Genomic DNA, 26,277 nt, shown 5'->3' with positions numbered 1-26,277 from the left:
GGGTCAGAGCCGCGCCGACTTCAGGGACATGTGGAGCAGCAGGCGGTCCTCGCCGTCGTCCAGGTCCAGGCCGGTGAGCTGCTCGACCCGGGACAGCCGGTAGTAGAGGGTCTGGCGGTGGATGCCCAGGGCCGCCGCCGTGCGGCCCGCCTGGCCCGCGTTGTCGAGGAACACCTCGGCGGTGCGGGCCAGTTCGGCGTGGGCGGGGGCGATGAGCGGGGCGACGACGGGGTCGACCTCGGGGTGGTAGAGCGCCGCGAGCAGGCGGTACGGGCCGATCCCGGCCCACTCCGCGACCGGTCCGAGGGTCGGCTGCGCGGTGGCGGCGCGGGCCGCCGTGTTGGCCTCGCGCCAGGCCGCCGGGAGGTCCGTGAGGCCCCGGCGGGGGGTGGCGACGCCGGCCGGGGCGGCGGCGCGCAGCCGGTCGGCGGCTGCCCGGGCCGGGGCGAGGTCCTCGGGCGAGCGCAGCCGTACGAGGACGGCCAGGGACTCGCCGGACTCGCCCTCGGGGAGGACGGCGACCGCCGCCGCGGCGGCGACCGACCGGATCGAGGGGGCGTCGCCCTGCCAGGGGGTCACGCAGACGACGGTGTGCAGACCGTCCGCGCTGGGGCCGAGGGCCGCCCGGAGGGTCGCGACGGCCATCTCGCTCTGCCAGCCGCGCCCGGCGGTCAGGGCCGCGGCGAACTCGCGTGAGAGGTCGGCGTCCGCGCGCTCCTCGTCGGCGAGGAGGTCGCCGATCCGGGTGGCGACCTCCATCGCGGCCGTGAGCTGGGCGGGCGTGGGGCCGGGCTCGGCGTCGAGCAGCCAGACGTACCCGAGGACGACCCCCCGATGGCGTACGGGAAGGCAGACGCGGTCCCGGAACACCCCGGCGTCCGGGGCGGCCGGGATACGGACAGGGCCCGTCGCCCGGGTGATGCCGAAGCCCTCGAACCAGGCGCGGACCGCCGGGGTCGACTTCCGGGTCAGGATCGACCGCGTCCGGACGGGGTCCATGGCGGTGTCGTCGTCGCTGTCGTGGGCGCCGAAGGCGATCAGACCGAAATCGCGGTTCTCCAGCGTCGCCGGTGCGCCGAGCAGCGCGGAGATCTCGTCCACCAGTTCTTGGTAATCGCCCTTCACGGCGCCATTCTCGCACCCCCTCAGACAGATGTATGAGAAGCCGCTCACGGATGCGTGACAGGTGTAGATGGCGGACGATCGGAGCGATCCATAGGTTTCACGGTGGTTCTTCGTGCTGTTCCCGGATTCTTACGAAAGATCGGGTACGGCCCCCTTCGTCACCCTGTCCTTCTGGAGGTCCCCCGTGCTGGGTCCCGTGATCCTCGCCGCGTCGCGCAGCGACAAGATGCGCCGTTTCGTGTCGGCCGCCCCCGGGACCAAGCAGGTCGTCGCCCGCTTCATCGCCGGTGAGTCGGTCGACGACGTCGTCCCGATCGTCCAGGAGCTGAGCGACCGCGGCCTGGAGGTCACCCTCGACGTCGTCGGTGAGGACATCACCACCGTCGAGCAGTCGTACGCCGCCCGCGACGCCTACCTGGAGCTCATCGGCCGGCTCAAGGAGCTGGGCCTCGGCGAGCGTGCCGAGATGTCCGTCAAGCTGTCGATGTTCGGCCAGTCGCTGGAGAACGGGCACGAGCTGGCCCTCGCGAACGTCCGCCCGGTCGTCGAGGCCGCCGCCGAGATCGGCACCACGGTCACCCTGGACGCCGAGGACCACACCACCCTCGACTCGATGTTCGCCATCCACGAGGAGCTGCGGAAGACCCACCCGCAGACCGGCTGTGTCATCCAGGCCTACCTCTTCCGCACCGAGGACGACGCCCGTCGCCTCGCCGCGAACGGCTCCCGCGTCCGGATCGTGAAGGGCGCCTACAAGGAGCCCGCCTCCGTCGCCATCCAGGACAAGCCCGAGATCGACAAGGCGTACGTCCGGATCATGAAGATCCTGATGGACGGCGAGGGCTACCCGATGATCGGGTCCCACGACCCGCGCCTGATCTCCATCGGCCAGGAGCTCGCCCGCCGTGCGGGGCGCAAGCTGGACGAGTACGAGTTCCAGATGCTGTACGGCATCCGCAGCGAGGAGCAGCACCGGCTGGCCGCCGAGGGACACCGCATGCGCGTGTACACCGCCTACGGCACCGACTGGTACGGCTACTTCATGCGCCGCCTCGCGGAGAAGCCGGCGAACCTCCTCTTCTTCGTCCGCTCCATCCTCACCAAGGGCTGAGCCCACCTCTCACAAGGAGTATCGAGACTTATGGACGCTGTCACCCAGGTCCCCGCTCCGGTCAACGAGCCGGTGCACAGCTACGCCCCCGGCTCCCCCGAGCGCCTCCGTCTGGAGACCAAGCTCAAGGAGCTGGCCGAGAACCCGCGCGAGCTGCCGATGACCATCGGCGGCGTGAAGCGCCTCGGCGGCGGCGAGGAGTTCAAGGTCGTCCAGCCGCACAACCACAAGGCCGTCATCGGCACCTTCCGCGGCGCCACCACGCAGGATGCCCAGGACGCCGTCGACGCGGCCCTGGCCGCGGCCCCCGCCTGGCGCGCGATGGCCTTCGACGACCGTGCCGCGATCATCCTGCGCGCCGCCGAGCTGCTCGCCGGCCCGTGGCGCGAGACGCTGGCCGCGTCCACCATGCTCGGCCAGTCGAAGACCGCCCAGCAGGCCGAGATCGACACCCCGTGCGAGCTCGTCGACTTCTGGCGCTTCAACGTGGCGTACGCCCGCCAGATCCTGGCCGAGCAGCCGCCGGCGAACTCCCCGGGTGTGTGGAACCGTCTGGACCACCGCCCGCTCGAGGGCTTCGTCTACGCGATCACGCCGTTCAACTTCACCGCCATCGCGGGCAACCTGCCCACCGCCCCCGCCCTCATGGGCAACGTGGTGGTCTGGAAGCCGTCCCCGACGCAGACCCACTCCGCCGTGCTCCTCATGGAGCTCCTGGAGGAGGCCGGCCTGCCGAAGGGCGTCATCAACCTGGTGACCGGCGACGGCATCGCCGTCTCCGAGGTGGCCCTGAACCACCCCGACCTGGCCGGCATCCACTTCACGGGTTCGACCAAGACCTTCCAGCACCTGTGGAAGACGGTCGGCACGAACATCGAGAAGTACCGCTCGTACCCGCGGATCGTCGGCGAGACCGGTGGCAAGGACTTCGTCGTCGCGCACCCCAGCGCCGACCGCGCCATCCTGAAGACCGCGCTGACCCGTGGCTCCTTCGAGTTCCAGGGCCAGAAGTGCTCCGCGTCCTCGCGTGCCTACATTCCGGCCTCCATCTGGAACGACGGCTTCAAGGAGGAGTTCGCGGCCGAGGTCGACGGCATCACCATGGGTGACGTCACCGACCTGTCGAACTTCATCGGCGCCGTCATCGACGAGCGCTCGTTCGCCAAGAACAAGGCCGCGATCGACCGTGCCGCTGCCGACCCGACCTGCACGATCATCGCCGGTGGCACGTACGACGACTCGGTGGGCTACTTCGTCCGCCCGACCGTCATCGCCTGCACCGACCCGGAGAACGAGGTCTTCAAGGCCGAGTACTTCGGCCCGATCCTCGCGATCCACGTGTACGAGGACGACCAGTACGACGCGATGCTGACCCAGATGGAGTCGGTCTCGGACTACGCCCTCACCGGCTCGGTCATCTCCGGTGACCGCGCGGCGGCCGCGTACACGATGGAGAAGCTCCGCTTCGCCGCGGGCAACTTCTACATCAACGACAAGTCGACCGGCGCCGTCGTCGGCCAGCAGCCCTTCGGCGGCGGCCGTGCCTCGGGCACGAACGACAAGGCCGGCGCCCCGCAGAACCTGATGCGCTGGACGCTGACCCGCGCCATCAAGGAGACGCTGGTCCCGCCGACCGAGTACGGCTACCCCCACATGGGCTGACGCCCCCCGCCTCCGCCCGGAGGCCCGCCGCGCGAGCGGCCCCTGATCACCGCCCCCCTCCTCGGTCCCCCAACCTGAGGACGGGGGCGGTTCTCATGCGGGGGGCTTACGCTGCTGGTAGGGGGCTCGGTGAGGAGGCACGACATGCCCGGTTCGACGACACTCGGCCCCGGGCACGGGGTCGACGCGATCGAGCACCTCGACGCGCTGCGGATGATGTCCCTGATGAAGGAGCTGCACCGGCTGCTGACCGCCGAGGGACCCGACCGGCTCACGGACGCGCAGGTCGCGACCCTGCTCGAAGCCGACGGCCGCCATCGGGAGGGCCTCACCGACTGGGTGGAGCGCATGGCCCGCGATCTGGAGAAGGCTACGGCCTGACGCCCACGCGCCGCGCGAGGAAGTCGTCGATCAGGGCGGCGATCGCCGGTGCGTGCGTCTCCAGGGCGAAGTGGCCCGTGGGGAGCAGGTGGATCTCGGCGTCCGGGAGGTCCCGCCGGAAGGCTTCGGCGCCCGCCGGGACGAAGACCTGGTCGCCTTCGCCCCAGACCGCGAGGAGCGGGACCCGGCTGGTGCGGAAGTACTCCTGGAAGGCCGGGTAGAGGGCGAGGTTGGAGCCGTAGTCGGCGATCAGGCCGAGCTGGATCGCGTCCTGTCCCTCGCGGGCCATCAGGGCGGCGTCGTGGTGCCAGGCGCCGGGGTCGAGGAGGTCGCGGTACTCGGCCGGCACGCCCGTCTCGTACTGCCAGCGGATGCCGTCGAGGGAGCGGATGGCGCGCACCGGCGCCTCCGTCTCGGGGGTGCGCTCCTCGATCAGGGCGAGGACCGGCGCCCAGGCCTCGGCGCCGAGGCCCTCCTCGTACGCGTTGCCGTTCTGGCTGATGATCGCGGTGATCCGCTCCGGGTGGGCGAGGGCGAGGCGCAGGCCGATGGGGGAGCCGTAGTCCTGGATGTAGAGCGCGAACCGTTCCAGGCCCAGCGCCTCGGTGAACTCGCCGGTGAGCGCCGCCAGTTCGGCGAAGGTGTAGTCGAAGTCGGCGGCGTCGGGGGCGGCGCTGCGGCCGAAGCCCAGGTGGTCGGGGGCGATCAGGCGGTAGGAGTCGGCGAGCCGCGGGATCAGGTCGCGGAACATGTGCGAGCTGGTGGGGAAGCCGTGCAGCAGCAGGAGGACGGGGGCGTCGGCCGGGCCGGCCTCGCGGTAGGCGATCTCGTGGCCGCGGACCTTGACGGTGCGGTGGTGGGTGGGCAGCACGGTGCTCGTCATCTCTAACCCCTTAAGTGCGTGTCAGTGGTTATGGAATGACTCAAGCAGGCGTGAGTTAACCTGTCAATGGATGTTCAGTGGTTAGGGGTGAGGGGGGTGTGGGAGTCTGGGCGCATGACCGTGAGGATCGCGCCCACCCATGAACTCGGGGCCGACCGGCTCCGCTCCGTACGCGAGTTGCTCGACACCGCCTTCGACGGCGACTTCTCCGACGACGACTGGGACCACACGCTCGGGGGCGTCCACGCCTGGATCGAGGACGAGGACGGCATCGCCGCCCACGGCGCCGTCGTCATGCGCCGCGCCCTGCACCGCGGGCGTTCGCACCGCGTCGGGTACGTCGAAGGCGTCGCCGTCCGCGCCGACCTCAGGCGCCGGGGGCTCGGCGGGGACGTCATGGCCGGGCTGGAGCGGGTCATCGACGGGGCATACGCCTTCGGGGCGCTCGGCGCCTCGGACGCCGGGGCCGCGCTCTACCGGGCGCGCGGCTGGCAGGTCTGGGGAGGCCGCCTCGAAGCCATGGGGCCCGAGGGGATCGTCCACCTCGCGGAGGAGGAGGGGTACGTCTTCCTGCGCCCGGCGGCCGGCCGGGCACTGCCCGATCCGGCCGCGGCGCTCGTCTTCGACTGGCGGGACGGCGACGTGCTGTGAGGGAGGGTCAGGAGGACGGCGAGCGGTCCTGGTCCACCCGCCCCTTGGCCGTCTCCAGCTGGGAGGTGACCAGTGCGAAGACCATGGAGGAGAGGGCGACGGTGATCGCGAGCCCGCCCGTGCCGAGCGTCCCGATGAAAGTCGCCGCCATCGCGCCGCCGACCACCACGAGCCACACCGCGAGCAGCGCCTTGCCCCGGCGGCTCAGGAACAGGTGCCGGAGCGGGGCGGCGGGCGGGGCCTCCAGGACGCCCGCCGGGCCCGCCGTCGCGGCGCGCGGCCGCTTGAAGTAGCCGTACACCAGCCACTCGCCGCACAGCTCCCAGCCCTCGGGCTCCAGCTCGGCCAGGACCTTCGCGCGGCGCCGGGCGCCGATGATCTCGCGGCGGTACTCCCAGCGCAGCGCCGCCGTCGCGGAGCGGCGGCAGACGAACCGGCCGAGGGAGTCCAGGGACTCCACCTCCCAGCCCTGGTCGCCGTGGACGGCGAGCATCCGGCGGTCGTTGAACAGGTCGGCGGTCCAGGTCCAGCTCTCCGCCTTCCCGTCCGGCTCGCCCGGCAGCGGCGCGAGCCCCCCGAGCCGAGCGGCGAAGGCGGCGGCCGGCCCGAACTCCTCCTCCGGACGCGTCCCGGTCCCGGAGAGGTGTCCGCGCAGGTCCTCGACGGTGGCGGCGATCTGCTCCGACGGCACGCCCGTGGTGCGCAGCGCCTCGGTGAGCTCGGCGAAATAGCGGTCGGATTCCGTGGTCATGCGGTGGTTCCCCCTGGGTGGAGCGTGGTCTCGACGGCGCGGTGGAAGCGCAGCCAGTCACGGCTCTCGGTGGCGAGGTGCTCGCGCCCCCGCGCGGTGAGCCGGTAGTAGCGGCGTCCCGGGCCGCGCTCGGCGGCGCGGAACTCGGCCTCCACCAGACCCGCTTCCTCCAGGCGGTTCAGTACGGGATAGAGCGTCCCGCCCTTGATCTCGCCGAGGCCCGCCTCGGCGAGCGCCTTGGCGATCTCGTACCCGTAGCTCTCGCCGTCGGTCAGGCGGGAGAGGACGAGCAGGTCGAGGACTCCCTTGAGCCAGCTGGATCTGCGGTCTGCGGCCATGGGTGCATTGCATCACCAGCTAGGTAGGAACGCAAACTAGATAGGGGAGCCGATCTCATCGCGCGACCAGCATCTTCCCCAGGTTCTCGCCGCGCAGCATCCCGAGGAACGCGCTCACGATGTGCTCGAAGCCCTCCACCACCGTCACGTCCAGCGGCAGCGAGCCCTCGCGCAGCCGCGGGACGGTCAGGTCGTACAGCTCGTCGAGGGCGTCCGCGTGGTCGCGGACCAGGAAGCCTTCGAGCCGGAGGCTCTTGCCGACCACGTCGAAGAGGTTGCGCGGGGCCGGCGGGGGAGCGGAGAGCGAGTGGTACTGGCCCACCGCGCCGACCCAGGCGATCCGCCCGAACGGGCGCAGCGAGCCGATCGCGGCCTCCAGATGGTCGCCGCCCACCCCGTCGAGCACCGCGTCGAGCCCGCCCGGAGCCGCCTTCGCGAGCAGCTCGGGGACCGGGCCCTCGTGGTGGTCGAAGGCCGCGTCGAAGCCGATCTCCTCGGTCAGGTACGCCACCTTCCGCGCCGAACCCGCGCTGCCCACCAGCCGGCCCGCGCCGAGCAGCCGGGCGAGCCGGCCCGCCGCCGTGCCCACGCCGCCCGCCGCGGCCGAGACGAACAGGTCCTCGCCCGGCTGGAGCCGCGCGATCCGGGTCAGGCCCACGAAGGCCGACAGGCCCGTACCGCCGAGCAGGCTCAGATGCGCGGCGAGCGGGACGCCGGGGCCGAGGTCCGGGACCTCGCGGGCCTCGGCCGCGGACACCAGGGAGTGGGTCCGCCAGCCGCGGCGGTGCAGGACCAGGTCGCCCGGCCGCAGCGCGGGGTCGCGGGAGTCGAGGACCCGGCCGAGGGTGCGGCCCTCCATGGGCGCGTTCAGGGTCCAGATCTCGTCCGAGTCCATCGCCTCGCGGTGGTACGGGTCGACCGACCAGAGGAGGTTCTCGACGAGGGCGGTGCCGGGCTCCGGCGCCGGGACCGGTGACTCGACGAAGGCGAACAGGTCGGGGGTGGGGAAACCGGACGGACGGGCGGTCTGCTGAACGGTGATCATGGTGTCGTTCGTCATGCCGCAGACCGTAGGAAGGAATCCGGCGGCCGGGCAGGGGGTAGCGTCGATGGCCGCGGCTCATCCATGAAAGTCGCTCATAGACACAGGTGGGAGCCCCTCATGGCCGATCTCGCGCCCCGCGAGCTGCGTGTCCTCGTCGCCGTCGCGAGCGAGGGCGGCTTCTCGGCCGCCGCCGTCGCGCTCGGCATGACCCAGTCCGCCGTCTCCCACTCGGTGCGGGGGAGCGAACGCAGGCTGGGCGTGGTCCTCTTCGACCGGGGCCGGTCCGGCGCCACCCCGACACCGGCCGGGGAGCGGGCCCTCGCGTACGCGCGGCGGGTCCTGCGGCTCCTGGAGGTGATGGGCTCGGAGGTGCGCGGCGCGGCGTCGGCCGCGGCGGCGGGCGCGGGGCTCGGAGCGGGGGCCGGGCTCCTCGCCGGGCCGCTGCGCATCGCGGCCTTCCGCAGCGCGGCGCTCCATCTGCTGCCGCGCGCCCTGGGACGCCTGACGGAGCGGCATCCGGGGATCGTGCCCGAGGTGCGGATCGTACGGGAGGTGGGGCGCGGCACGGCCGGTGAGGTGCTGGACGGGCGGGCCGACCTCGGGATCGCGACGCTCGGCACGACCTCGCCGGTCCCGCCGGAGCTGGTGGGCGGCGTCCTGGTGGAGGAGGGGTACGCGCTGGTGCACCCGGCGGGCCATCCGGCGCCCCGGTCGCTCCCGCTCATCGACTGGACGGAGAACTGCACCTCGTACACGCGGGAGTGGTGGGCCGGGCAGGAGTGGCTCCCGCCGGCGACCGTCCAGGCCGAGGACGACGGAGCGGTGCTCTCGATGGTGAGCACCGGTTTCGGGATGGCGGTCATGCCGGAGCTGTCCCTGGTCGGAGCACCGCCCTCGGTCGAGATCACCGATCTCGGCCCGGAGCGCCCCACCCGCTCGGTCGGCTATGTCACCACCCCCGAACTGGCCGCCTCCCTCGTTGTACGGGCCCTGATCCGTGAGCTGCGGGCCATCGCGGGCTGACGCGCTGTCCCGCGCCGTCTCAGATAGTAGGAAGTCCGAGTAATTGTGGAGACAGATGAGAGGACCTGCCCTAGCTTTGTAGAAGCCGAACGTCTCGCTTCATCAGCGAATGGCGGTCGAGAGCGCGACGCCCCTGAGCAGGCAACCCCTGCGGCGGCGCTCCCCGCCCCTGCCGGCACCTTCGATCACCACTGATCTCCGCACATCGGATCACCACTGATCTCAAGGAGTCGATCCCTCATGGCAACTCAGACCGCCCGCCGCGTCCGCCACTCCGCCAACCGTCCCAGCGACGAGGCCCGCCAGAACGCCGCCGCAGCCCTCCAGCGCGCCCTCGACCGCCGTGACAACGGCGGCTCCACCGGCCACTGACACGCCTTCACCCGGATGGCGCTTCGTCCACATGATGGACGTGACGTGTCAGACGATGGGACGAAGAGTAGGGTGCCGACATGTCTCACAGCATCAATCTCGCAGTCATTCCCGGCGACGGCATCGGCCAGGAGGTCGTGGCCCAGGGCCTCAAGATCCTCGCGGCCGTCCTTCCCCAGGACGTGAAGCTGGAGACCGAGGAGTACGACTTCGGCGCCAAGCGCTACCACGCCACCGGTGAGACCCTCACCGACGCCGACCTCGACTCCCTCAAGAAGCACGACGCCATCCTGCTCGGCGCCATCGGCGACCCGTCGGTGCCCTCCGGCGTCCTGGAGCGCGGCTTCCTCCTGAAGCTCCGCTTCGCCTTCGACCACCACGTGAACCTGCGTCCCTCGAAGCTGCTCCCCGGCGTCGCCACCCCGCTCGCCGGGCAGCCCGAGATCGACTTCGTCGTGGTCCGCGAGGGCACCGAGGGCCCGTACACCGGCAACGGCGGGACCATCCGCAAGGGCACCCCGCACGAGGTCGCCACCGAGGTCTCGGTCAACACCGCCTTCGGTGTCGAGCGGGTCGTCCGTGACGCCTTCGCCCGCGCCCAGGCCCGCCCGCGCAAGAAGCTCACGCTGGTGCACAAGAACAACGTGCTGACCTTCGCCGGTCACCTCTGGACGGACACCTTCAACAAGGTCGCCGCCGAGTTCCCCGAGGTCACCACCGACTACCTGCACGTCGACGCCGCGACGATCTTCCTCGTCACCGACCCGGCCCGCTTCGACGTGATCGTCACCGACAACCTCTTCGGCGACATCATCACCGACCTCGCCGCGGCCGTCTCCGGCGGCATCGGCGTCGCCGCCTCGGGCAACATCAACCCGAGCGGCGAGTTCCCGTCCATGTTCGAGCCGGTCCACGGCTCCGCGCCGGACATCGCGGGTCAGGGCAAGGCCGACCCCACGGCCACCGTCCTGTCCGTCGCGCTCCTGCTGCGCCACCTCGGCCACGAGGCCGAGGCCGCCCGGGTCGAGGAGGCCGTCGCGGCCGATCTCACCGAGCGCGGCGACAGCGTCCGCACGACGGACGAGATCGGCGACGCGCTCGCCGCGCGAGTAGCCAGCTGACCCGGCCGCACTGACATCCCACAGCAGCCGCCGGGTCGCCACAGCGCCCGGCGGCTGACTCATGCGCGGCCCCGGGTGCCCCCATCGAACCCAGGACCGCGTTCACCCGTTTCCCGCACCGGTCCCCGCGAGCGATAATCGGACGTGGGGCCGTGCCATGCGGGCATGCTCGGACGTCCACCTCGTCAGGGACGAAGCAGTCTCCGAGAGTGGCGTGCGCGCGCGGTCCTACCCACACAACCGGTGAAGGACACGCACTCATGACGACGCCCACGATCGAGCTCAAGCCCTCCTCCAGCCCGCTGTCCGCCGCGGAGCGCGAGGCCATCCTGGCCAACCCGGGATTCGGCCGCCACTTCACCGACCACATGGTCACCATCCGGTGGACCGAGGGCCGGGGCTGGCACGACGCCCAGCTCGTGCCGTACGGCCCGCTCTCCCTGGACCCGGCCACCAACGTCCTGCACTACGCGCAGGAGATCTTCGAGGGCCTGAAGGCCTACCGCCGCCCCGACGGCTCGGTCGCCAGCTTCCGTCCCGACGCCAACGCCCGCCGCTTCCAGGCCTCCGCCCGCCGGCTCGCCATGCCCGAGCTGCCCGTCGAGACCTTCGTCGAGGCCTGTGACGTCCTCGTCCAGCAGGACAAGGCGTGGGTCCCGGCGCACGGCGGCGAGGCCTCGCTCTACCTGCGCCCGTTCATGATCGCGACCGAGGTCGGCCTGGGCGTCCGCCCGGCCAACGAGTACCTGTTCGTCGTCATCGCCTCCCCGGCCGGCCCGTACTTCCCCGGCGGCGTGAAGCCCGTCTCCATCTGGCTCTCGGAGAACCGCGTCCGCGCCGTCCCCGGCGGCGTCGGCGACGCCAAGACCGGCGGCAACTACGCGGCCTCGCTCCTCGCGCAGGCCGAGGCCGCCGAGAAGGGCTGCGACCAGGTCGCCTACCTCGACGCCGTGGAGCACAAGTGGGTCGAGGAACTCGGCGGCATGAACCTGTACTTCGTGTACGGCAACAAGCTGGTCACGCCCACCCTCACCGGTTCGCTGCTCGCCGGCATCACCCGTGACTCGCTGCTCAAGCTGGCGGCGGACCTCGGTCTGGAGCCGGAGGAGGGCCGCGTCTCCATCGACCAGTGGCAGGCCGACAGCGCGAACGGCACCCTGACCGAGGTCTTCGCCTGCGGCACCGCCGCCGTGATCACCCCGGTCGGCACGGTCAAGTCCGAGCGGGGCGAGTGGCGGCAGTCGGGCGGCGAGCCCGGCGAGGTCACGATGAAGCTGCGCGACGCGCTGCTCGCCGTCCAGACCGGCAAGGCCGAGGACGTCCACGGCTGGATGCACGAGCTGGGCTAGTACCTACTCCGCCTGTGCCAGGGCTTCCGGTGCCGTCACGGTCCCGGGAGCCCTGTTCGGCGTCAGGACCGCGTACAGCGTGCCGCCCGCGAGCCCCGACAGCACGAAACTGCAGTCGATCCCGCCCGTCAGGGCCAGCAGCGGTCCCTCGTACATCGGCGTCGACACGGCGGCGAGGCCGACCGCCGCGCCGATGGCCCAGGAGGCGGTGGCGCGCGGGTGCCAGCCCGCCGAGAACCAGTAGATCCCGCCGCGCGAGCGCCGGTTGTAGACCTGGAGCGCCTCCGGGTCGTACGCGCCTCGGCAGCGCACATGGCCGATCAGGGTGATCACCGCCCACGGCGTGCCGATCGCCGTGAGGAGCAGCACGAACGAGGTCATCGCCGACTGCGCGTCCGAGGCGAAGTGGCCGAGGAAGACGAAGCCCGTCGCCACCGCCGCGACCACGAGCGTGGCGCGGGCCCGGGTGGCCCGGGGCAGGATCGCGTCCAGGTCGAGGCCCATCGAGTACAGCATCAGGCCGGCGTTGCCGACGGATCCGGCGGTGGCCGCGACGAGCAGCGGGACCAGGTACCAGACGGGCGAGGCGGCGACCAGCGGTCCCGCGTAGTCGAGCCCGCCGCGGGCGGCGAGCGCCGTGAACGTACCGAAGAGCTGGGGGACCAGCAGCCCGACGACCAGGCCGAGACAGGTGGCCCGCCAGACCGAGCGGGAGCTGTGCCGCTCGGGCGAGACGTACCGGGTGTAGTCGCCGAGCAGGGTGATGAAGGCGACCGGTCCGCTGAGGCCCGCCGCCACCGCCGAGAGCAGCCAGGTCGGCCAGAACGAGCCGAGCAGATACGGGGTGTCCGGCACCGCCGCCGTCGTGAAGTCCCCGGCGTACGCGAGGAGTCCGAGGGCCAGGAGCACGGTCATGACGACGGCGAGCGCCTTGCTCAGCCTGAGCAGCAGCCGGTAGCCGTACACCGCGGCGACCGCGGTGCAGGCGGCGAGCAGCGCGTAGACCACGGCGTGCGTGGCACCACCGGCCGGCAGGCCGACCAGCCGGGCGAGCGTCCCCACCATGACGTCGCCGCCGATCCAGAGGGTCAGCGCGGTGTACCCCAGCGAGAGCAGCAGTCCGACCACCGAGCCGACCAGCCGGCCCCGTACGCCGAAGAAGGCGCCGGAGGAGGTGGAGAGGTTGGTGGCGGTACGGAGCGACACCAGGGCCAGCGGGGCGGTGACCGCGACGCCGACGAGGGTGCCGGTGACGACGGAGGTCACCGAGGCCCAGAGCCCGAGCCCGAAGGAGACCGGGAGCCAGCCGAAGACGATCACCCCCAGGCAGAGGTTGGACCCGAGCAGGATCGCGACGAGATCCCGGGGGCCGCTGGTGCGTTCGGCCTCGGGGACGGTGTCGACTCCGCGCTGTTCTATCGGCATGGGGACTCCTGGGGACGGGAGCGGCGGGCTGGGTGGGCCACGGTGGGCACTTTTAGAGTGACGCTCAATGTGGCCTGTGCCTGTACCCCGCGTCAATGCTTGGAAGAAAGCCGCTCAACATTTAGAGTGTCGCTCAAACAGGAGGTGTTTCGGACGTGCGACTGACCCCCACGGAACGCGACCGGCTGCTGCTCTTCGGCGCCGCCGAGCTCGCCCGTGCCCGCCGGGCCCGCGGTCTGCGGCTCAATGTCCCCGAGGCGACCGCGCTCATCGCGGACACGGTCTGCGAGGCGGCCCGCGACGGCAAGCGACTCGCCGAGGCGATCGAGGCCGCCCGCTCGGTCCTCGGCCCCGACGACGTCCTGCCCGGCGTCGCCGACGTGGTCACCGAGGTCCATGTCGAGGCGGTCTTCGACGACGGCTCCCGGCTCGCGGTCGTCTCCGCCCCGATCGGCGGCGGCGGCCTGGGCGAGGCCGCGCCGGGCGCGCTGCTGCCGGGCCCCGGGCACCCGGAGGCGGAGCCGGCGCTCACCCTCCCCGTACGGAACACGGCGACCGTCCCCGTGAGCGTCACCTCCCACTTCCACTTCTTCGAGGTCAACCCGCGCCTCGACTTCGACCGGGCCGCCGCGTACGGGATGCGGCTGGCCATCCCGGCCGGCGCCTCCTTCCGGTTCGACCCGGGCGGCGAGGCGGAGGTCGGGCTCGTACCGATCGGCGGCGCGCGCGTCGCCATCGGCTTCGCGGGCCTGGTCGACGGCCCGCTCGACGCGCCGGGCGCGAAGGAAGAGGCCCTGCGCAGGGCGGAAGCCTGCGGATACCTGGGGGTCCCGTCCGAAGACACCCCGTCCCAGGACGCGCCGCCCGTAGACGCCCCGTCCGACGAGGAAGGCAAGTGATGGACCCGTACGAGTACGCATCCGTGCACGGCCCCCGCGCCGGCGACCGTGTCGTCCTGGGCGACTCCGGGCTCGTCGTCCGCGTCGAGTCCGACTCCCAGCAGCCGGGGGACGAGTTCCTGGCCGGCTTCGGCAAGACCGCCCGCGACGGCCTCCACCTCAAGGCCGCGGCCGTCCGTGAGACCTGCGACGTCGTGATCAGCAACGTGCTGGTGATCGACGCCGTCCTCGGCATCCGCAAGGTGTCCATCGGCATCCGCGAGGGCCGGATCCACGCGATCGGCCGGGCCGGCAACCCCGACACCCTCGACGGCGTGGACGTCGTCGTCGGCACCGGCACCTCGATCGTCTCCGGCGAGGGGCTGATCGCCACCGCCGGGGCCGTCGACACCCATGTCCATCTGCTCTCGCCCCGGATCATGGAGGCCTCGCTCGCGAGCGGCGTCACCACGGTCATCGGGCAGGAGTTCGGTCCGGTGTGGGGCGTCGGCGTGAACTCGCCCTGGGCGCTGCGTCACGCGTTCGGCGCCTTCGACGCCTGGCCGGTCAACATCGGCTTCCTGGCCCGGGGTTCCTCCTCGGACCCGGCGCCGCTGGTGGAGGCGCTCGCCGAGGGCGGAGCATCGGGTTTCAAGGTGCACGAGGACATGGGCGCCCACACGCGCGCGCTCGACACGGCCCTCCGTGTGGCCGAGGAGCACGACGTCCAGGTCGCCCTGCACAGTGACGGTCTGAACGAGTGCCTCTCGGTCGAGGACACCCTGCGGGTCCTGGACGGCCGTACGATCCATGCCTTCCACATCGAGGGCTGCGGCGGCGGGCACGTCCCCAACGTGCTGAAGATGGCGGGCGTGCCGAACGTCATCGGCTCCTCCACCAACCCCACGCTCCCCTTCGGCCGCGACGCCGTCGCCGAGCACTACGGGATGATCGTCTCCGTCCACGACCTGAAGACCGACCTCCCGGGCGACGCCGCGATGGCGCGTGACCGGATCCGGGCCGGGACGATGGGCGCGGAGGACGTCCTGCACGACCTCGGCGCGATCGGGATCACCTCCTCCGACGCGCAGGGGATGGGAAGGGCCGGCGAGACCGTACGCCGGACCTTCGCCATGGCCGGGAAGATGAAGGCCGAGCTCGGACCGATGGAGGGGGACGGCGCGCACGACGACAACGGGCGCGTGCTCCGCTACATCGCCAAGCTCACCATCAACCCGGCGATCGCCCACGGCCTCGCCCACGAGATCGGCTCGATCGAGGTCGGCAAGATGGCCGACATCGTGCTGTGGAAGCCGCAGTTCTTCGGTGCCAAGCCGCAGATGGTCATCAAGAACGGCTTCCCCGCGTGGGGGGTCGTGGGCGATCCGAACGCCGCCACCGACACCTGTGAACCGCTCGTCCTCGGACCGCTGTTCGGCGGGCACGGCGCCACGCCCGCCGACATCTCGGTCGCGTTCGTCGCCCAGGCGGCCGTCGACCTCGGTTCCGACCGGATGCCGACCCGGCGCCGCCGCGTCCCCGTGCGCGGCACGCGCGGCATCGGCCCCGCCGACCTGCGGCTCAACTCCCGCACCGGAGACGTCCAGGTCGACGGCCGGACCGGCCTCGTCTCGCTCGACGGCGCGCCGATCCGCTCCGAGGCGGCCGACTCCGTCTCGCTCAACCGCCTCTACTTCCTCTAGTCCGCCAGATCCTCTAGTTCCTCTAGTTCCTCTAGGACCCGTCACCATGACCTACCGCATGCCCGCCGAGTGGATGCCGCACGAGCGCACCTGGATGGCCTGGCCCAGCCCCAACCCCACGTTCACCAACGCCGAGGAGCTGGCCGAGGCCCGTACGGCCTGGGCGTCCGTGGCCCGTGCCGTACGCCGCTTCGAGCCGGTCACGATGGTGGTGGCGCCCGGCGACGCCGAGTCGGCCCGTGCCCTCGTGGGGGAGGACGTCGACCTGGTCGAGCGGGACCTCGACGACGCCTGGATGCGGGACATCGGCCCGACCTTCGTCACCGACGGCACCGGACTGGCCGCCGTGGACTGGGTGTTCAACGGCTGGGGCGGCCAGGACTGGGCCCGCTGGGAGCACGACTCGAAGATCGCCCGCCATGTCGCGGACGCGGTGAACGTGCCCGTCCTCTCCTCGCCCCTGGTGAACGAGGGCGGCGCGATCCACGTCGACGGCGAGGGCACGGTCCTGCTGACCGACACCGTCCAGCTCGGCGCCGGCCGCAACCCCGGGTGGACCCGCGAGCAGGTCGAGGCCGAGATCCACGCCAAGCTCGGCACGACGAAGGCGATCTGGCTCCCTCACGGCCTCACCGGCGACTACGGCCTGTACGGCACCCAGGGCCACGTCGACATCGTCGCCGCCTTCGCCCGCCCCGGCACGGTCATCGTCCACAGCCAGCAGGACCCGGCCCACCCCGACTACGAGCGCTCCCGGATGTACGTGAACATCCTGCGCGGCCAGACCGACGCCCAGGGCCGCCCCCTGGAGGTCGTCGAGATCCCGGCCCCGACCGTCCTCAAGGACGAGGAGGGCGACTGGGTCGACTACTCGTACATCAACCACTACCTGTGCAACGACGGCGTGGTCCTCTGCGCCTTCGACGACCCGCACGACGAACTGGCCGCCGAGATCTTCCGACGCCTCTTCCCGGAACGCGAGGTCGTCCTGGTCGACGCGCGCACGATCTTCGCAGGTGGGGGCGGTATCCACTGCATCACCCAGCAGCAGCCGAGGGTCTGAGGCGGGGAGGGGATGAGGTAGAACGTACGAGTGACCCGTATGGACCCCTCCCGCCCCACCGGCCCCGCCGCCCAGGCCTCCGCGCCACGCCGGCGCAACCAGGCCGCTCCTCCCCGTGAGGAGCTGCTCGCCGCCGCCATGGGCACCATCGCCGAGCGCGGGCTCGACGGGCTGACCATGGCCGGGCTCGGGCGGCAGGTCGGGATGAGCAGCGGGCACCTGCTCTACTACTTCCGCACCAAGGACGAGCTGCTGCTGCAGACCCTGGAGTGGAGCGAGGGGCGCCTCGGTGCCGAGCGGAGCGCGCTGCTCTCCCGGCCGGGGACCGCGCGCGAGCGGCTCGACGGGTACGTCGACGTCTACGTGCCCGACGGGCCGCGCGATCCGCACTGGATCCTGTGGCTGGAGGTCTGGAACCGGTCCCAGAACGCCGACGCCGACGCCCGGATCCGCCAGGCCGCCATCGAGGGGGCCTGGCACCGGGACCTGGTCGCGATCCTGGCCGAGGGCGTCTCGCGCGGGGAGTTCCGGGCCGTCGACCCGGACCGCTTCGCCACCCGTACGAGGGCGCTCCTGGACGGCTTCAGCGTGCACGTCGCGGTGGGCGTGCCCGGTACCGGCCGTGAGCAAGTCCTGGCGCATGTACGCGAGTTCATCGAGCAGGACCTGCTGGCGCGACCGTAGCCGCACTCGGTCCGGTCCGGGTGCCGGTTCCGGTGCCGGTCCGGCGCCTGTCCCCTGCCGTGACCGCAACGCACGTAAGTACACGGGATCGTTGTCCGCTGCACCCTTGTTGCCCCGGCGCCACCTCCGGCACGGTTCCGGTCCATGGGACGAGAGCACTGGAAGAAGATCTGGGTCGGCTCCGCCGGCAACATGGTCGAGTGGTTCGACTGGTTCGTGTACGCGAGCTTCGCCACCTACTTCGCGGGGGCCTTCTTCCCCGAGGGCAACGACACCGCCAAACTCATGAACACCGCCGGCATCTTCGCCGTCGGCTTCTTCATGCGGCCCGTCGGCGGCTGGCTCCTCGGCCGGGTCGGCGACCGCAAGGGCCGCAAGGCGGCCCTCACCCTCACCGTCACCCTGATGTCCGCCTCCGCGCTCCTCATCGCGGTCGCGCCCACCTACTCCGTCGCCGGGTACGGCGGCGCCGCCGTCCTCCTGATCGCCCGCCTCCTGCAGGGGCTCTCCGTCGGCGGCGAGTACGCCGCCAGCGCCACCTACCTCACCGAGGCCTCCGCCCCGGAGCACCGCGGCTTCGCCTCCAGCTTCCAGTACGTGTCGATGACCGCGGGCCAGATCCTCGGCCTCGGCCTGCTGCTCGTGCTCCAGCACACCCTGTCCGGTGAGGCCCTGCACAGCTGGGGCTGGCGCATCCCGTTCGTCCTCGGCGCCCTCGGCGCGGCCGTCGTCTTCTACCTGCGGCGCACGATGCTGGAGACGGAGGTGTACGAGACCACCGCCGACGACGGGGTCGCGAGCGAGCAGAAGGGCACCCTCAAGGCCCTCTGGGCGCACCGGCGCGAGGCCTTCCTCGTCGTCGCGCTCACCATGGGCGGGACCGTGGCGTACTACACGTACACCACCTACCTCACCAAGTACCTCTCCAACTCCGCCGGCCTCCCCAAGCAGACCGCGACCCTGGTCTCCTTCTGCGCCCTCATCGTCTTCGCCTGCCTCCAGCCGCTGGCCGGCCGCCTCTCCGACCGCATCGGCCGCCGCCCGCTGCTCATCACCTTCGCGGTGGGCTCCACGCTCCTCACCGTGCCGATCCTGACGATGCTGAAGCACGCGGGCTCCTTCTGGCCGGCCCTCGGCCTCTCCCTGCTCGCGCTCGTCGTCATCACCGGCTACACCTCCATCAACGCCTGCGTGAAGGCCGAGCTCTTCCCCACCGGCATCCGCGCCCTCGGCGTCGCCCTGCCGTACGCCATCGCCAACGCGCTCTTCGGCGGCACCGCCGAGTACGTGGCCCTCTGGTTCAAGGACGCGGGCGTCGAGTCGGGCTTCTACTGGTACGTGGCGGGCTGTGCGGCCGTCTCCCTGGTCGTCTACCTCACGATGCGCGAGACCAGGGACATCGACCTGGGCCGGGTCGGGACGGACGGCGGCGCGGTGCCCGGCCAGAAGCGCGGGCAGGCCGGCGGCTCTCCGGAGCGACTGCCCGTATCGTGAGACCCCCGTCCCGCCGGGACGCCACCTGTGTCAGACTTCCGGCGTGCTCGCTACCACGATGATTATCGGCAGCAGCGCGCCGGTCCGCAGTGGCCACTGAATCGCGGCACGACCCCCGCGGCAGTGGACACCGTGCCTCAGACCCGCGCGCAGACCTCTCGCACCCGCGAGGGGTTTTTTCGTTTTCCGGCCCCACCCACGCCGGAAGCGGACGTCGCGTGAGAATGGGGGCAAGTGGATCCAGACCTTCCGGAGCCACATCCGACAGGAGCCATCACAGTCATGACCACGGAGAACGCCGAGAGCCAGCGCCTCGACGACAGCTTCCATGTCTTCGACACGACGCTGCGCGACGGGGCGCAGCGTGAAGGCATCAACCTCACCGTCGCGGACAAGCTGACCATCGCCCGGCACCTCGACGAGTTCGGCGTGGGCTTCATCGAGGGCGGCTGGCCCGGAGCCAACCCGCGCGACACGGAGTTCTTCGCCCGCGCCCGCCAGGAGATCGCGTTCAAGAACGCGCAGCTCGTCGCCTTCGGCGCCACCCGCAGACCGGGCGGCGACGCCGCCACCGACCCGCAGGTCAAGGCCCTCCTCGACTCCGGCGCGCCTGTCGTCACCCTCGTCGCCAAGTCGCACGACCGGCACGTCGAGCTCGCCCTGCGCACCACCCTCGACGAGAACCTGGAGATGGTCCGCGACACCGTCTCCCACCTGGTCTCCCAGGGCCGCCGCGTCTTCGTCGACTGCGAGCACTTCTTCGACGGCTACAAGGCCGACCCCGACTACGCCAAGGCCGTCGTCCGCTCCGCGTACGAGGCCGGCGCCGACGTCGTCATCCTCTGCGACACCAACGGCGGCATGCTCCCCGCCCAGATCCAGGCCGTCGTCGCCACCGTCCTCGCCGACACAGGCGCCCGCCTCGGCATCCACGCCCAGGACGACACCGGCTGCGCGGTCGCCAACACGCTGGCCGCCGTCGACGCCGGCGCCACCCACGTCCAGTGCACCGCCAACGGCTACGGCGAGCGGGTCGGCAACGCCAACCTCTTCCCCGTCGTCGCGGCCCTGGAGCTCAAGTACGGCAAGAAGGTGCTGCCCGACGGCGCCCTCGCCGAGATGACCCGGATCTCGCACGCCATCGCCGAGGTCGTCAACCTCACCCCCTCCACCCACCAGCCGTACGTCGGTGTCTCCGCCTTCGCGCACAAGGCCGGGCTCCACGCCTCCGCGATCAAGGTCGACCCCGACCTCTACCAGCACATCGACCCCGAGCTGGTCGGCAACACCATGCGGATGCTGGTCTCCGACATGGCCGGCCGGGCCTCCATCGAGCTCAAGGGCAAGGAGCTCGGCGTCGACCTGGGCGACGACCGCGCGCTCGTGGCCCGGGTCGTCGAGCGGGTCAAGGAGCGCGAGCTCCAGGGCTACACGTACGAGGCCGCCGACGCCTCCTTCGAGCTGCTCCTCCGGGAGGAGGCCGAGGGCCGGGCCCGCCGCTACTTCCGTACGGAGTCCTGGCGCGCGATCGTCGAGGACCGCCCCGACGGCACCCACGCCAACGAGGCGACCGTGAAGCTCTGGGCCAAGGGCGAGCGGATCGTCGCCACCGCCGAGGGCAACGGCCCCGTCAACGCCCTCGACCGGGCGATGCGCCTCGCCCTGGAGCGGATCTACCCGCAGCTCGCCAAGTTCGAGCTGGTCGACTACAAGGTCCGCATCCTGGAGGGCCGCCACGGCACCGAGTCCACGACCCGCGTCCTGATCACCACCAGCGACGGCAACGGCGAGTGGTCGACGGTCGGCGTCGGCGAGAACGTCATCGCCGCCTCCTGGCAGGCCCTGGAGGACGCGTTCACGTACGGGGTGCTGCGGGCCGGGATCGACCCCGCCGAGTAGCCCTCTATGTCTTGTTTGTCGCGCTTCGGGTAGCGTCGAACCATGAGGACCAGGCCGCTTTCCGTCCTGTCGGCCCTCGGCGGGCTGATGATGCTGCTGCTCCTGGTCCTGGCCCCCTCCGCGGGCGCCAGGGCCACGGGGATACCCGACGCGGCCGCCGCCCTGAAACAGGGCCCGGTGTACGTCGACCCGGGCGCCGCCGACCAGCTGTCGAAGTCCCAGGCGGACGCCCTCGCCCAGAAGATCAAGGACGCGGACAAGCCGCTGTTCGTGGCGGTCCTGCCCGCGAACGCGCAGTTCCCGCCGAAGGACCTCCTCGCGAACCTGCGGACCCAGACCGGCATCACCGGCCTGTACGCGGTCCGCCTCGGCGACGGCTTCGACGCGGGCGCCGACCGCGCCGTCATGTCCGAACAGGCCGTGCGCAACCTCGTCACCTCCGTACGCCAGCCGGGCGTCGACGCGGCCACCGAGCTCAACAACTTCGTCGACCAGGCCCTGCCCACCCTGCGCGGCTCCGCCCCCGCCGGCTGGGGCTCCGTCGGCACCGACGGCGGCGTCCCCGTCGCCGGCCTCGTGACCCTCGGCGCCGTGGTCGCCGCCGGAGGCGCGGGAGCCTACGCGGTCGTCCGCCGCAACCGGCTCCGCAAGGAGGCCGAGGAGCGCGCCGCCCTCGACAAGCTCCGGGTCGTCGTCGACGAGGACATCACCGCCTTCGGCGAGGAACTCGAACGCCTCGACTTCCACCCCGCCGAGGCGGGCGCCGACGACGCCATGCGCGGCGACTACGAACGCTCCCTCGACTCGTACGACAAGGCGAAGTCCCTGATGGCCTCCGCCGCCCGGCCCCATGACGTCCGCGCGGTCACCGCGGCCCTGGAGGACGGCCGCTACTCCCTCGCCGTCCTGGCCGCCCGTCGCGAGTCCCGGCCGCTCCCCGAGCGCCGCGCTCCCTGCTTCTTCGACCCGCGGCACGGCCCGTCCACCGAGGACCGCACCTGGACCCCGGCCGGCGGCACCGCCCGCCAGGTCCCGGTCTGCGCCGCCGACGCGTCCCGCCTCGACGACGGCCTGGACCCGATGGCCCGCACGGTCGACGCGGACGGCGTCCGCCGCCCGTACTGGGAGGCGGGCCCGGCCTACGGCCCCTGGGCCGGCGGCTACTTCGGCGGAGGCCTCCTGCCCGGCCTCCTCCTGGGCACCGTCCTCGGCTCGATGCTCTCCACCCCGGCCTACGCGGCCGAGTACGGCGGCGGAGACTTCCAGGGCGGCGACTTCTCCGGCGCCGACTTCGACTCCGGCGACTTCGGCGGCAGCGGCTTCGGCGACGGCGGTGGCGGCTTCGGCGGCGGTGACTTCGGCGGGGGCGGCGACTTCGGAGGCGGGGGCGGGTTCTAGGCGGTCCCTCAGACCAGGGGCTTCACCGACATCAGCAGGTGGCGGTGGGTCGGCTCCGGGCCGTCGGTGAGGAGGGCCCGCTGGCCCGGGCCCAGGAGGTGGAAGTGGACCCGCGGGGCGTCCAGGGTGGTCAGGGCGTCCAGGAGATAGCCGGGGTTGAAGGCGACCGTGAGGGTGTCCGGGCCCGTGAGGGTGGCCGGGAGGTGCTGGGAGGCCACGTCGTCCTCGTAACCCGCCTGCAGGTGGATCGACGTGGGGGTGAAGGCGAGCTGGACCGGGCTGTCGCCCTCGGCGACGACCGCGACCCGCTTCACGGCCTCCGTCAGCGGGGCCCGGTCGGTGGCGGCCAGGGCGTGGTCGCCGAGGGCGAACAGCTTGTCGTGGCGGGGGAGACGGCCGTCCAGGAGGCGGGTGGTGGTCCGCAGGCCGTCGCTCTCGAAGCCGATCGAGCCGCTGTCCAGGGCGAGCCGGGCCGGGCCCGTGCCCGCCAGGGAGCGGGCGATCTCGGTGAGGCGCTTGGCCGGGACGACCACGTCGGCCGGTTCGCCGCCGCCCGCCGCCGGCTTCCACTCCACGGTGCGGACCGCGTAGCGGTAGCGGTCGGTGGCCGCGAGCGTCATGGTCGTGCCGTCCAGGGCGAGCCGTATCCCGGTGAGGACCGGCAGCGAGTCGTCCCGGCCCGCCGCCACGGCCACCTGGCCGACCGCCGCGGCGAAGGCGTCCCCGTCCACCAGGCCGCGGACCCCGGGCAGCGTGGGCGGGGCCGGATAGTCGTCCAGCGGCAGCAGGGAGAGGCCGAAGCGGGCGCCGCCCGAGGTGACCGAGAGGCGGGCGCCCTCCACGGCGAGCTCCGTGACGCCCCGGGGGAGCACCTTGCAGATGTCGAGCAGTCGCCGGCCCAGGACCAGGGCCCGGCCCCCGACGTCCGTGTCGGCCTCGACCTCGACCCGGGCCGAGGCCTCGTGGTCGAGGCCGGAGACCCGCAGGCGGCCGTCCGCCGCCTCCAGGAGCAGACCGCCGAGGACGGGCATGGGGGAGCGGGCCGGCAGGACGCGCGCGGCCCAGGCCACGGCATCGGTCAACACACCGCTGTCGATACGGAATTCCATGCCACCGACGCTAGACGCCGCCACTGACAACGCCGCCGGCCGGCATGTCCGGCCGCCCCGCGGCGAGTCGGGAAGGGAATCGCCCCCTTGATCGTTGCAGTCACCGAACAAGCCGACGACGTTCAGGGGGAGCAGCGCGATGAGCGACGGTCACGTCCAGGTGCGGGTCCATGGCACGGTGGAGCCCGGATTCGAGTCCGTACGGGAGGAGTTCGCCACCGTCGTGGCGAACGAGGCACGCGACGGCGGAGCCCAGCTCGCCGTCCATCACCACGGCCGGCTGGTCGTGGACCTCTGGGGCGGCGACGGGGTCGACGGGGACTCGCTCCTCGGCCTCTACTCCTCCTCCAAGGGCGCGATGGCCCTGGGCACCGCCCTGCTCGTGCAGGACGGCGTGCTCGACCTCGATCGCGAGGTCGCCTCCTGGTGGCCCGAGTTCGCCGCCGAGGGCAAGGAGAAGCTGACCCTGCGGCAGCTGCTCGCCCACCGGTCCGGCGTGATCGGCGCCGACGGCGGCCTCAGCGCCGAGGAACTCTCCGACGACCGGCTCATCGCCGCTCGGCTCGCGGGCCAGCGCCCCTTCTGGGAGCCCGGCACCGCCCACGGCTACCACGCCGTCGTGATCGGCGCCCTCGTCGGTGAGGTCGTCCTGCGAGCCACCGGCCGGACGATCCAGGAGCTGTTCGAGGAGCGGGTCCGCGCCCCGTACGCGCTCGACTACTACCTGGGCCTGCCCGAGGAGCTGGAGCCCCGCTTCCGCACGGCCCTGCCGATGCGGCCGACGCCCGCGGAGCAGGCCCTGCTCGCGGAGAACCCGATCGCCCCGGACAGCCTCCTGGCCATCGCGTTCAACTTCCACGCGGACCCGCCGTTCGACATCGTCGGCTACGCCAACTCCCGTACGGTACGGGCCCGGGCGCCGATCTCCGGCGGCGGCGTCGGCTCCGCGCGCGGTCTCTCCCGGATGTACGCGACGATCGCCGGCGAGCTCGACGGCCGTGCCCCGCTCCTGAAGCCGGACACCCTGGCCGAGGCCGCCCGGATCCACTCCTCCGGCCAGGACCTGGTGACCGGCGCCACGAACGCCTTCGGCCTCGGCTTCGTCCCGCTGGCCACCCGCCACCCGGTGCTCAGCCCGCTGGCCGTCGGCCACAGCGGAGCCCCCGGCTCCCAGGCCTTCGCCGACCCGGCCACCGGCCTCGCCTACAGCTACGCCCGCCGCCGCTTCGGCTTCGCCGCGGGCCCCGGCGCCCCCGAGAACGACCGCCTGATCCCGGCGGTGGTCGCGGCGGCCGCGCGCCGCGGCTAGGGGACCAAGGGCCCTCGTCCCGGGCCCCGCGCGCAACGCCGAGCGCCCGCCTTCCGCAGCAGCGGAGGGCGGGCGCGCTCGTGTGACGTCGGAGTCGGGCTCGGGGCCCTGACAGGCCCAGGTCCCGGCGATCAGGGGGGCGGGATCAGGCGGCGTTCTTGATCGCGGAGATGTCGAAGTTCAGCTTGACCTTGTCGCTGACCATCACGCCGCCGGTCTCCAGGGCCGCGTTCCAGGTCAGGCCCCAGTCGGAGCGCAGGATCTCGGCCGAGCCCTCGAAGCCGACGCGCTCGTTGCCGTACACGTCCGTGGCGGAGCCGTTGAACTCCAGGTCGATCGCGAGCGGCTTCGTGACGTCCTTGATGGTCAGGTCGCCGGTGATCCGGTACTTGTCGCCGCCCAGCTGCTGGGCGTGCAGGGAGCGGAACGTCATGAGCGGGAACTGCTCGGCGTCGAAGAAGTCGCCGCTGCGCAGGTGGCCGTCGCGGTCCGCGATGCCCGTGTCGATCGAGGCGATCTTGACGTCGATCGAGGCGGTGGAGGCGTCGGGGTTCTCGCCGTCCAGGTTCAGGACGCCCTCGTGCTCGGCGAAGGTGCCGCGGACGTTGGTGACCATGGCGTGCCGGACGGTGAAGCCGATGCTGCTGTGGGCCGGGTCGATGGTGTACGCGCCGGTGAGGGCGGTGAGGGCCGGGTCCACGGGGAGAGTGGCGACGGCGACGGCGGACTCGGTGTTCTTGCGGCCGAAGAGACCCATGACATGCTCCTTGTCGGTGTTTGTTGAACCTTCAACGAGAACGACTGTAGCCCTATTCCGTTCAACATTCAACATCTCTGCGAGAGGTTCACCCGAACGGCGCCATCACGCCACGGAGGCCCTCTGGCGGACGCGCGTAGAACTGCGGCACCATGCCACCGGCACCACCTGCACCACCGTCCCCACCGTCACGGTCCCCAGCAGGAGGCAACCCCATGAAGCTCCGCTCCGTCCTCACCGCCCTCGCCCTCGTCCTCGGCGCGCTCTTCGCGCCCGGCGTCGGTGTCCTCACCGCCGCCGGCGAGGCCCACGCCGTCACGAAGATCAGCCACGCCACCGCGACCTCGATGTTCCGGTCCTCCGGGATCACCTGGTCCTCGTCCGGCGGCTGCTCCGACCGCAACGTCGCCACGTGTACGTCCTTCGACCAGCTCAACCTGGCCACCGCCCAGGGCGCCCAGACCCTGAGGAGCGCCAGCGGCTGCGCCCTCAACATCACCGGTGGCACCGAGACCGGCCACGCGAGCGGCACGTACTCCCACTGGAACGGCTACAAGCTCGACTTCGGCAAGGCCACCTGCGTCACCAACTACGTGAAGAACACGTTCACGTACATCGGTGTACGCGGTGACGGCGCCCCGCAGTGGAAGTCCGGCGCGGGCAACGTCTACGCCGACGAGGGCAACCACTGGGACGTGACCTTCTACAACTGCGGCGGCTGCTGACCGGCGGTTCCGGTCCGAAAG

25 protein-coding genes are annotated in these 26,277 nt (G+C 72.0%); 17 read left to right on the top strand and 8 right to left on the bottom strand.

What is annotated here, in order from left to right:
* Window positions 1-3: 3 nt before the first annotated feature.
* On the bottom strand, window positions 4-1,125 hold the full coding sequence (locus ACIP8Z_RS32070) for a helix-turn-helix domain-containing protein (RefSeq protein ID WP_319319659.1): 1,122 nt from the start codon (window positions 1,123-1,125) through the stop codon (window positions 4-6).
* Window positions 1,126-1,309: 184 nt separating this feature from the next.
* Between ACIP8Z_RS32070 and ACIP8Z_RS32065 the strand changes: the two genes are divergently transcribed.
* The 3 genes from ACIP8Z_RS32065 to ACIP8Z_RS32055 all read left to right on the top strand — a co-directional run bounded on the left by ACIP8Z_RS32065 (window position 1,310) and on the right by ACIP8Z_RS32055 (window position 4,279).
* Window positions 1,310-2,236: a proline dehydrogenase family protein gene (locus ACIP8Z_RS32065; protein ID WP_402089681.1), complete on the top strand. Its 927-nt coding sequence runs from the start codon at window positions 1,310-1,312 to the stop codon at window positions 2,234-2,236.
* A 30-nt stretch (window positions 2,237-2,266) separates the two neighbouring features.
* Window positions 2,267-3,898, top strand: coding sequence for an L-glutamate gamma-semialdehyde dehydrogenase (gene pruA, locus ACIP8Z_RS32060; protein WP_402089679.1), 1,632 nt, complete (start codon window positions 2,267-2,269; stop codon window positions 3,896-3,898).
* A gap of 144 nt (window positions 3,899-4,042) precedes the next feature.
* Window positions 4,043-4,279 carry a hypothetical protein gene (locus ACIP8Z_RS32055; protein ID WP_402089677.1) on the top strand — a complete coding sequence of 79 codons (237 nt, stop codon included), beginning with the start codon at window positions 4,043-4,045 and terminating at the stop codon, window positions 4,277-4,279.
* Here the strand turns inward: ACIP8Z_RS32055 and ACIP8Z_RS32050 are convergent.
* Window positions 4,269-5,162: an alpha/beta fold hydrolase gene (locus ACIP8Z_RS32050; protein WP_402089675.1), complete on the bottom strand. Its 894-nt coding sequence runs from the start codon at window positions 5,160-5,162 to the stop codon at window positions 4,269-4,271. The genes ACIP8Z_RS32055 and ACIP8Z_RS32050 overlap by 11 nt on opposite strands.
* 114 nt (window positions 5,163-5,276) lie before the next feature.
* Here ACIP8Z_RS32050 and ACIP8Z_RS32045 point away from each other — a divergent pair, with 114 nt between their 5' ends.
* Entirely contained in the window at window positions 5,277-5,813 is a 537-nt protein-coding gene (locus ACIP8Z_RS32045; RefSeq protein WP_402089673.1) for a GNAT family N-acetyltransferase, read from the top strand.
* A 7-nt stretch (window positions 5,814-5,820) separates the two neighbouring features.
* On the opposite strand, the gene ACIP8Z_RS32040 is transcribed toward ACIP8Z_RS32045, so the two are convergent.
* From ACIP8Z_RS32040 to ACIP8Z_RS32030, 3 genes are read right to left on the bottom strand one after another with little or no spacing between them, the layout of a single operon-like run.
* A complete protein-coding gene (locus tag ACIP8Z_RS32040) occupies window positions 5,821-6,564 on the bottom strand; it encodes a hypothetical protein (RefSeq protein ID WP_402089671.1) in 744 nt (247 codons plus the stop codon).
* Window positions 6,561-6,902: a PadR family transcriptional regulator gene (locus tag ACIP8Z_RS32035; RefSeq protein ID WP_383869599.1), complete on the bottom strand. Its 342-nt coding sequence runs from the start codon at window positions 6,900-6,902 to the stop codon at window positions 6,561-6,563. The genes ACIP8Z_RS32040 and ACIP8Z_RS32035 overlap by 4 nt, the downstream gene beginning before the upstream one ends.
* A 55-nt stretch (window positions 6,903-6,957) precedes the next feature.
* Window positions 6,958-7,962 (bottom strand): zinc-binding dehydrogenase, encoded by a 1,005-nt coding sequence (locus ACIP8Z_RS32030; protein ID WP_402089668.1) that lies wholly within the window; start codon window positions 7,960-7,962, stop codon window positions 6,958-6,960.
* 102 nt (window positions 7,963-8,064) lie between these two features.
* Here ACIP8Z_RS32030 and ACIP8Z_RS32025 point away from each other — a divergent pair, with 102 nt between their 5' ends.
* From ACIP8Z_RS32025 to ACIP8Z_RS32010, 4 genes are all read left to right on the top strand, one after another.
* The gene (locus tag ACIP8Z_RS32025; RefSeq protein ID WP_402089666.1) at window positions 8,065-8,970 is read left to right on the top strand and encodes a LysR family transcriptional regulator; all 906 of its coding nucleotides are present in this window, start codon (window positions 8,065-8,067) and stop codon (window positions 8,968-8,970) included.
* 240 nt (window positions 8,971-9,210) lie between these two features.
* Window positions 9,211-9,342, top strand: a complete 132-nt coding sequence (locus ACIP8Z_RS32020) for a hypothetical protein (RefSeq protein ID WP_260461862.1) — start codon at window positions 9,211-9,213, stop codon at window positions 9,340-9,342.
* Window positions 9,343-9,422: 80 nt separating this feature from the next.
* Window positions 9,423-10,463, top strand: coding sequence for a 3-isopropylmalate dehydrogenase (locus ACIP8Z_RS32015; RefSeq protein WP_402089664.1), 1,041 nt, complete (start codon window positions 9,423-9,425; stop codon window positions 10,461-10,463).
* Between the two features lie 260 nt (window positions 10,464-10,723).
* Complete coding sequence (locus ACIP8Z_RS32010) at window positions 10,724-11,812, top strand: branched-chain amino acid aminotransferase (RefSeq protein WP_073912751.1); 1,089 nt, start codon at window positions 10,724-10,726, stop codon at window positions 11,810-11,812.
* Between the two features lie 3 nt (window positions 11,813-11,815).
* On the opposite strand, the gene ACIP8Z_RS32005 is transcribed toward ACIP8Z_RS32010, so the two are convergent.
* Window positions 11,816-13,237 carry a cytosine permease gene (locus ACIP8Z_RS32005; protein WP_402089662.1) on the bottom strand — a complete coding sequence of 474 codons (1,422 nt, stop codon included), beginning with the start codon at window positions 13,235-13,237 and terminating at the stop codon, window positions 11,816-11,818.
* A gap of 155 nt (window positions 13,238-13,392) precedes the next feature.
* Between ACIP8Z_RS32005 and ureA the strand changes: the two genes are divergently transcribed.
* The 7 genes from ureA to ACIP8Z_RS31970 all read left to right on the top strand — a co-directional run bounded on the left by ureA (window position 13,393) and on the right by ACIP8Z_RS31970 (window position 22,356).
* The gene (gene ureA, locus ACIP8Z_RS32000) at window positions 13,393-14,136 is read left to right on the top strand and encodes an urease subunit gamma (RefSeq protein ID WP_402089660.1); all 744 of its coding nucleotides are present in this window, start codon (window positions 13,393-13,395) and stop codon (window positions 14,134-14,136) included.
* Complete coding sequence (locus ACIP8Z_RS31995; RefSeq protein ID WP_402089658.1) at window positions 14,136-15,818, top strand: urease subunit alpha; 1,683 nt, start codon at window positions 14,136-14,138, stop codon at window positions 15,816-15,818. Before ureA ends, ACIP8Z_RS31995 begins: the two co-directional genes overlap by 1 nt.
* Before the next feature lie 46 nt (window positions 15,819-15,864).
* Window positions 15,865-16,881 (top strand): agmatine/peptidylarginine deiminase, encoded by a 1,017-nt coding sequence (locus ACIP8Z_RS31990; RefSeq protein ID WP_402089656.1) that lies wholly within the window; start codon window positions 15,865-15,867, stop codon window positions 16,879-16,881.
* Between the two features lie 39 nt (window positions 16,882-16,920).
* Entirely contained in the window at window positions 16,921-17,565 is a 645-nt protein-coding gene (locus tag ACIP8Z_RS31985) for a TetR/AcrR family transcriptional regulator (protein WP_402089736.1), read from the top strand.
* A 144-nt stretch (window positions 17,566-17,709) separates the two neighbouring features.
* Window positions 17,710-19,059 carry an MFS transporter gene (locus ACIP8Z_RS31980; protein ID WP_402089654.1) on the top strand — a complete coding sequence of 450 codons (1,350 nt, stop codon included), beginning with the start codon at window positions 17,710-17,712 and terminating at the stop codon, window positions 19,057-19,059.
* Between the two features lie 282 nt (window positions 19,060-19,341).
* Entirely contained in the window at window positions 19,342-20,958 is a 1,617-nt protein-coding gene (gene cimA / locus ACIP8Z_RS31975) for a citramalate synthase (protein WP_402089652.1), read from the top strand.
* Between the two features lie 42 nt (window positions 20,959-21,000).
* The gene (locus ACIP8Z_RS31970; protein ID WP_402089650.1) at window positions 21,001-22,356 is read left to right on the top strand and encodes a hypothetical protein; all 1,356 of its coding nucleotides are present in this window, start codon (window positions 21,001-21,003) and stop codon (window positions 22,354-22,356) included.
* Between the two features lie 8 nt (window positions 22,357-22,364).
* Here ACIP8Z_RS31970 and dnaN read toward each other — a convergent pair whose 3' ends face one another.
* Window positions 22,365-23,465, bottom strand: a complete 1,101-nt coding sequence (gene dnaN / locus ACIP8Z_RS31965) for a DNA polymerase III subunit beta (protein ID WP_402089648.1) — start codon at window positions 23,463-23,465, stop codon at window positions 22,365-22,367.
* Between the two features lie 139 nt (window positions 23,466-23,604).
* On the opposite strand from dnaN, the gene ACIP8Z_RS31960 reads away from it, so the two are divergent.
* Window positions 23,605-24,774 carry a serine hydrolase domain-containing protein gene (locus tag ACIP8Z_RS31960; protein WP_402089646.1) on the top strand — a complete coding sequence of 390 codons (1,170 nt, stop codon included), beginning with the start codon at window positions 23,605-23,607 and terminating at the stop codon, window positions 24,772-24,774.
* Between the two features lie 145 nt (window positions 24,775-24,919).
* Here the strand turns inward: ACIP8Z_RS31960 and ACIP8Z_RS31955 are convergent, their stop codons facing one another.
* Window positions 24,920-25,531, bottom strand: a complete 612-nt coding sequence (locus ACIP8Z_RS31955; protein WP_402089645.1) for a YceI family protein — start codon at window positions 25,529-25,531, stop codon at window positions 24,920-24,922.
* Between the two features lie 215 nt (window positions 25,532-25,746).
* Here ACIP8Z_RS31955 and ACIP8Z_RS31950 point away from each other — a divergent pair, with 215 nt between their 5' ends.
* The gene (locus ACIP8Z_RS31950) at window positions 25,747-26,256 is read left to right on the top strand and encodes a hypothetical protein (protein ID WP_384918108.1); all 510 of its coding nucleotides are present in this window, start codon (window positions 25,747-25,749) and stop codon (window positions 26,254-26,256) included.
* The last annotated feature ends 21 nt before the right edge of the window (window positions 26,257-26,277 follow it).

It is taken from the genome of Streptomyces sp. NPDC088553, from assembly GCF_044752965.1.
Classification (GTDB): Bacteria; Actinomycetota; Actinomycetes; order Streptomycetales; family Streptomycetaceae; genus Streptomyces.
Note: the sequence above shows the minus strand (reverse complement) of the source record. Positions and strands in the feature narration are given on the sequence as shown.

Coding starts and splice junctions, on each gene's coding strand:
- ACIP8Z_RS32050 (WP_402089675.1), bottom strand. CDS start 5,162: ATGACGAGCACCGTGCTGCCCACCCACCACCGCACCGTCAAGGTCCGC.
- ACIP8Z_RS32035 (WP_383869599.1), bottom strand. CDS start 6,902: ATGGCCGCAGACCGCAGATCCAGCTGGCTCAAGGGAGTCCTCGACCTG.
- ACIP8Z_RS32010 (WP_073912751.1), top strand. CDS start 10,724: ATGACGACGCCCACGATCGAGCTCAAGCCCTCCTCCAGCCCGCTGTCC.
- ACIP8Z_RS31995 (WP_402089658.1), top strand. CDS start 14,136: ATGGACCCGTACGAGTACGCATCCGTGCACGGCCCCCGCGCCGGCGAC.
- ACIP8Z_RS32045 (WP_402089673.1), top strand. CDS start 5,277: ATGACCGTGAGGATCGCGCCCACCCATGAACTCGGGGCCGACCGGCTC.
- ACIP8Z_RS32055 (WP_402089677.1), top strand. CDS start 4,043: ATGCCCGGTTCGACGACACTCGGCCCCGGGCACGGGGTCGACGCGATC.
- ACIP8Z_RS32025 (WP_402089666.1), top strand. CDS start 8,065: ATGGCCGATCTCGCGCCCCGCGAGCTGCGTGTCCTCGTCGCCGTCGCG.
- ACIP8Z_RS32030 (WP_402089668.1), bottom strand. CDS start 7,962: ATGACGAACGACACCATGATCACCGTTCAGCAGACCGCCCGTCCGTCC.
- ACIP8Z_RS31955 (WP_402089645.1), bottom strand. CDS start 25,531: ATGGGTCTCTTCGGCCGCAAGAACACCGAGTCCGCCGTCGCCGTCGCC.
- cimA (WP_402089652.1), top strand. CDS start 19,342: ATGACCACGGAGAACGCCGAGAGCCAGCGCCTCGACGACAGCTTCCAT.
- ACIP8Z_RS31960 (WP_402089646.1), top strand. CDS start 23,605: ATGAGCGACGGTCACGTCCAGGTGCGGGTCCATGGCACGGTGGAGCCC.
- ACIP8Z_RS31985 (WP_402089736.1), top strand. CDS start 16,921: ATGGACCCCTCCCGCCCCACCGGCCCCGCCGCCCAGGCCTCCGCGCCA.
- ACIP8Z_RS32015 (WP_402089664.1), top strand. CDS start 9,423: ATGTCTCACAGCATCAATCTCGCAGTCATTCCCGGCGACGGCATCGGC.
- ACIP8Z_RS32020 (WP_260461862.1), top strand. CDS start 9,211: ATGGCAACTCAGACCGCCCGCCGCGTCCGCCACTCCGCCAACCGTCCC.
- ACIP8Z_RS31990 (WP_402089656.1), top strand. CDS start 15,865: ATGACCTACCGCATGCCCGCCGAGTGGATGCCGCACGAGCGCACCTGG.
- ACIP8Z_RS31950 (WP_384918108.1), top strand. CDS start 25,747: ATGAAGCTCCGCTCCGTCCTCACCGCCCTCGCCCTCGTCCTCGGCGCG.
- pruA (WP_402089679.1), top strand. CDS start 2,267: ATGGACGCTGTCACCCAGGTCCCCGCTCCGGTCAACGAGCCGGTGCAC.
- ACIP8Z_RS32005 (WP_402089662.1), bottom strand. CDS start 13,237: ATGCCGATAGAACAGCGCGGAGTCGACACCGTCCCCGAGGCCGAACGC.
- ACIP8Z_RS31970 (WP_402089650.1), top strand. CDS start 21,001: ATGAGGACCAGGCCGCTTTCCGTCCTGTCGGCCCTCGGCGGGCTGATG.
- dnaN (WP_402089648.1), bottom strand. CDS start 23,465: ATGGAATTCCGTATCGACAGCGGTGTGTTGACCGATGCCGTGGCCTGG.
- ACIP8Z_RS31980 (WP_402089654.1), top strand. CDS start 17,710: ATGGGACGAGAGCACTGGAAGAAGATCTGGGTCGGCTCCGCCGGCAAC.
- ACIP8Z_RS32040 (WP_402089671.1), bottom strand. CDS start 6,564: ATGACCACGGAATCCGACCGCTATTTCGCCGAGCTCACCGAGGCGCTG.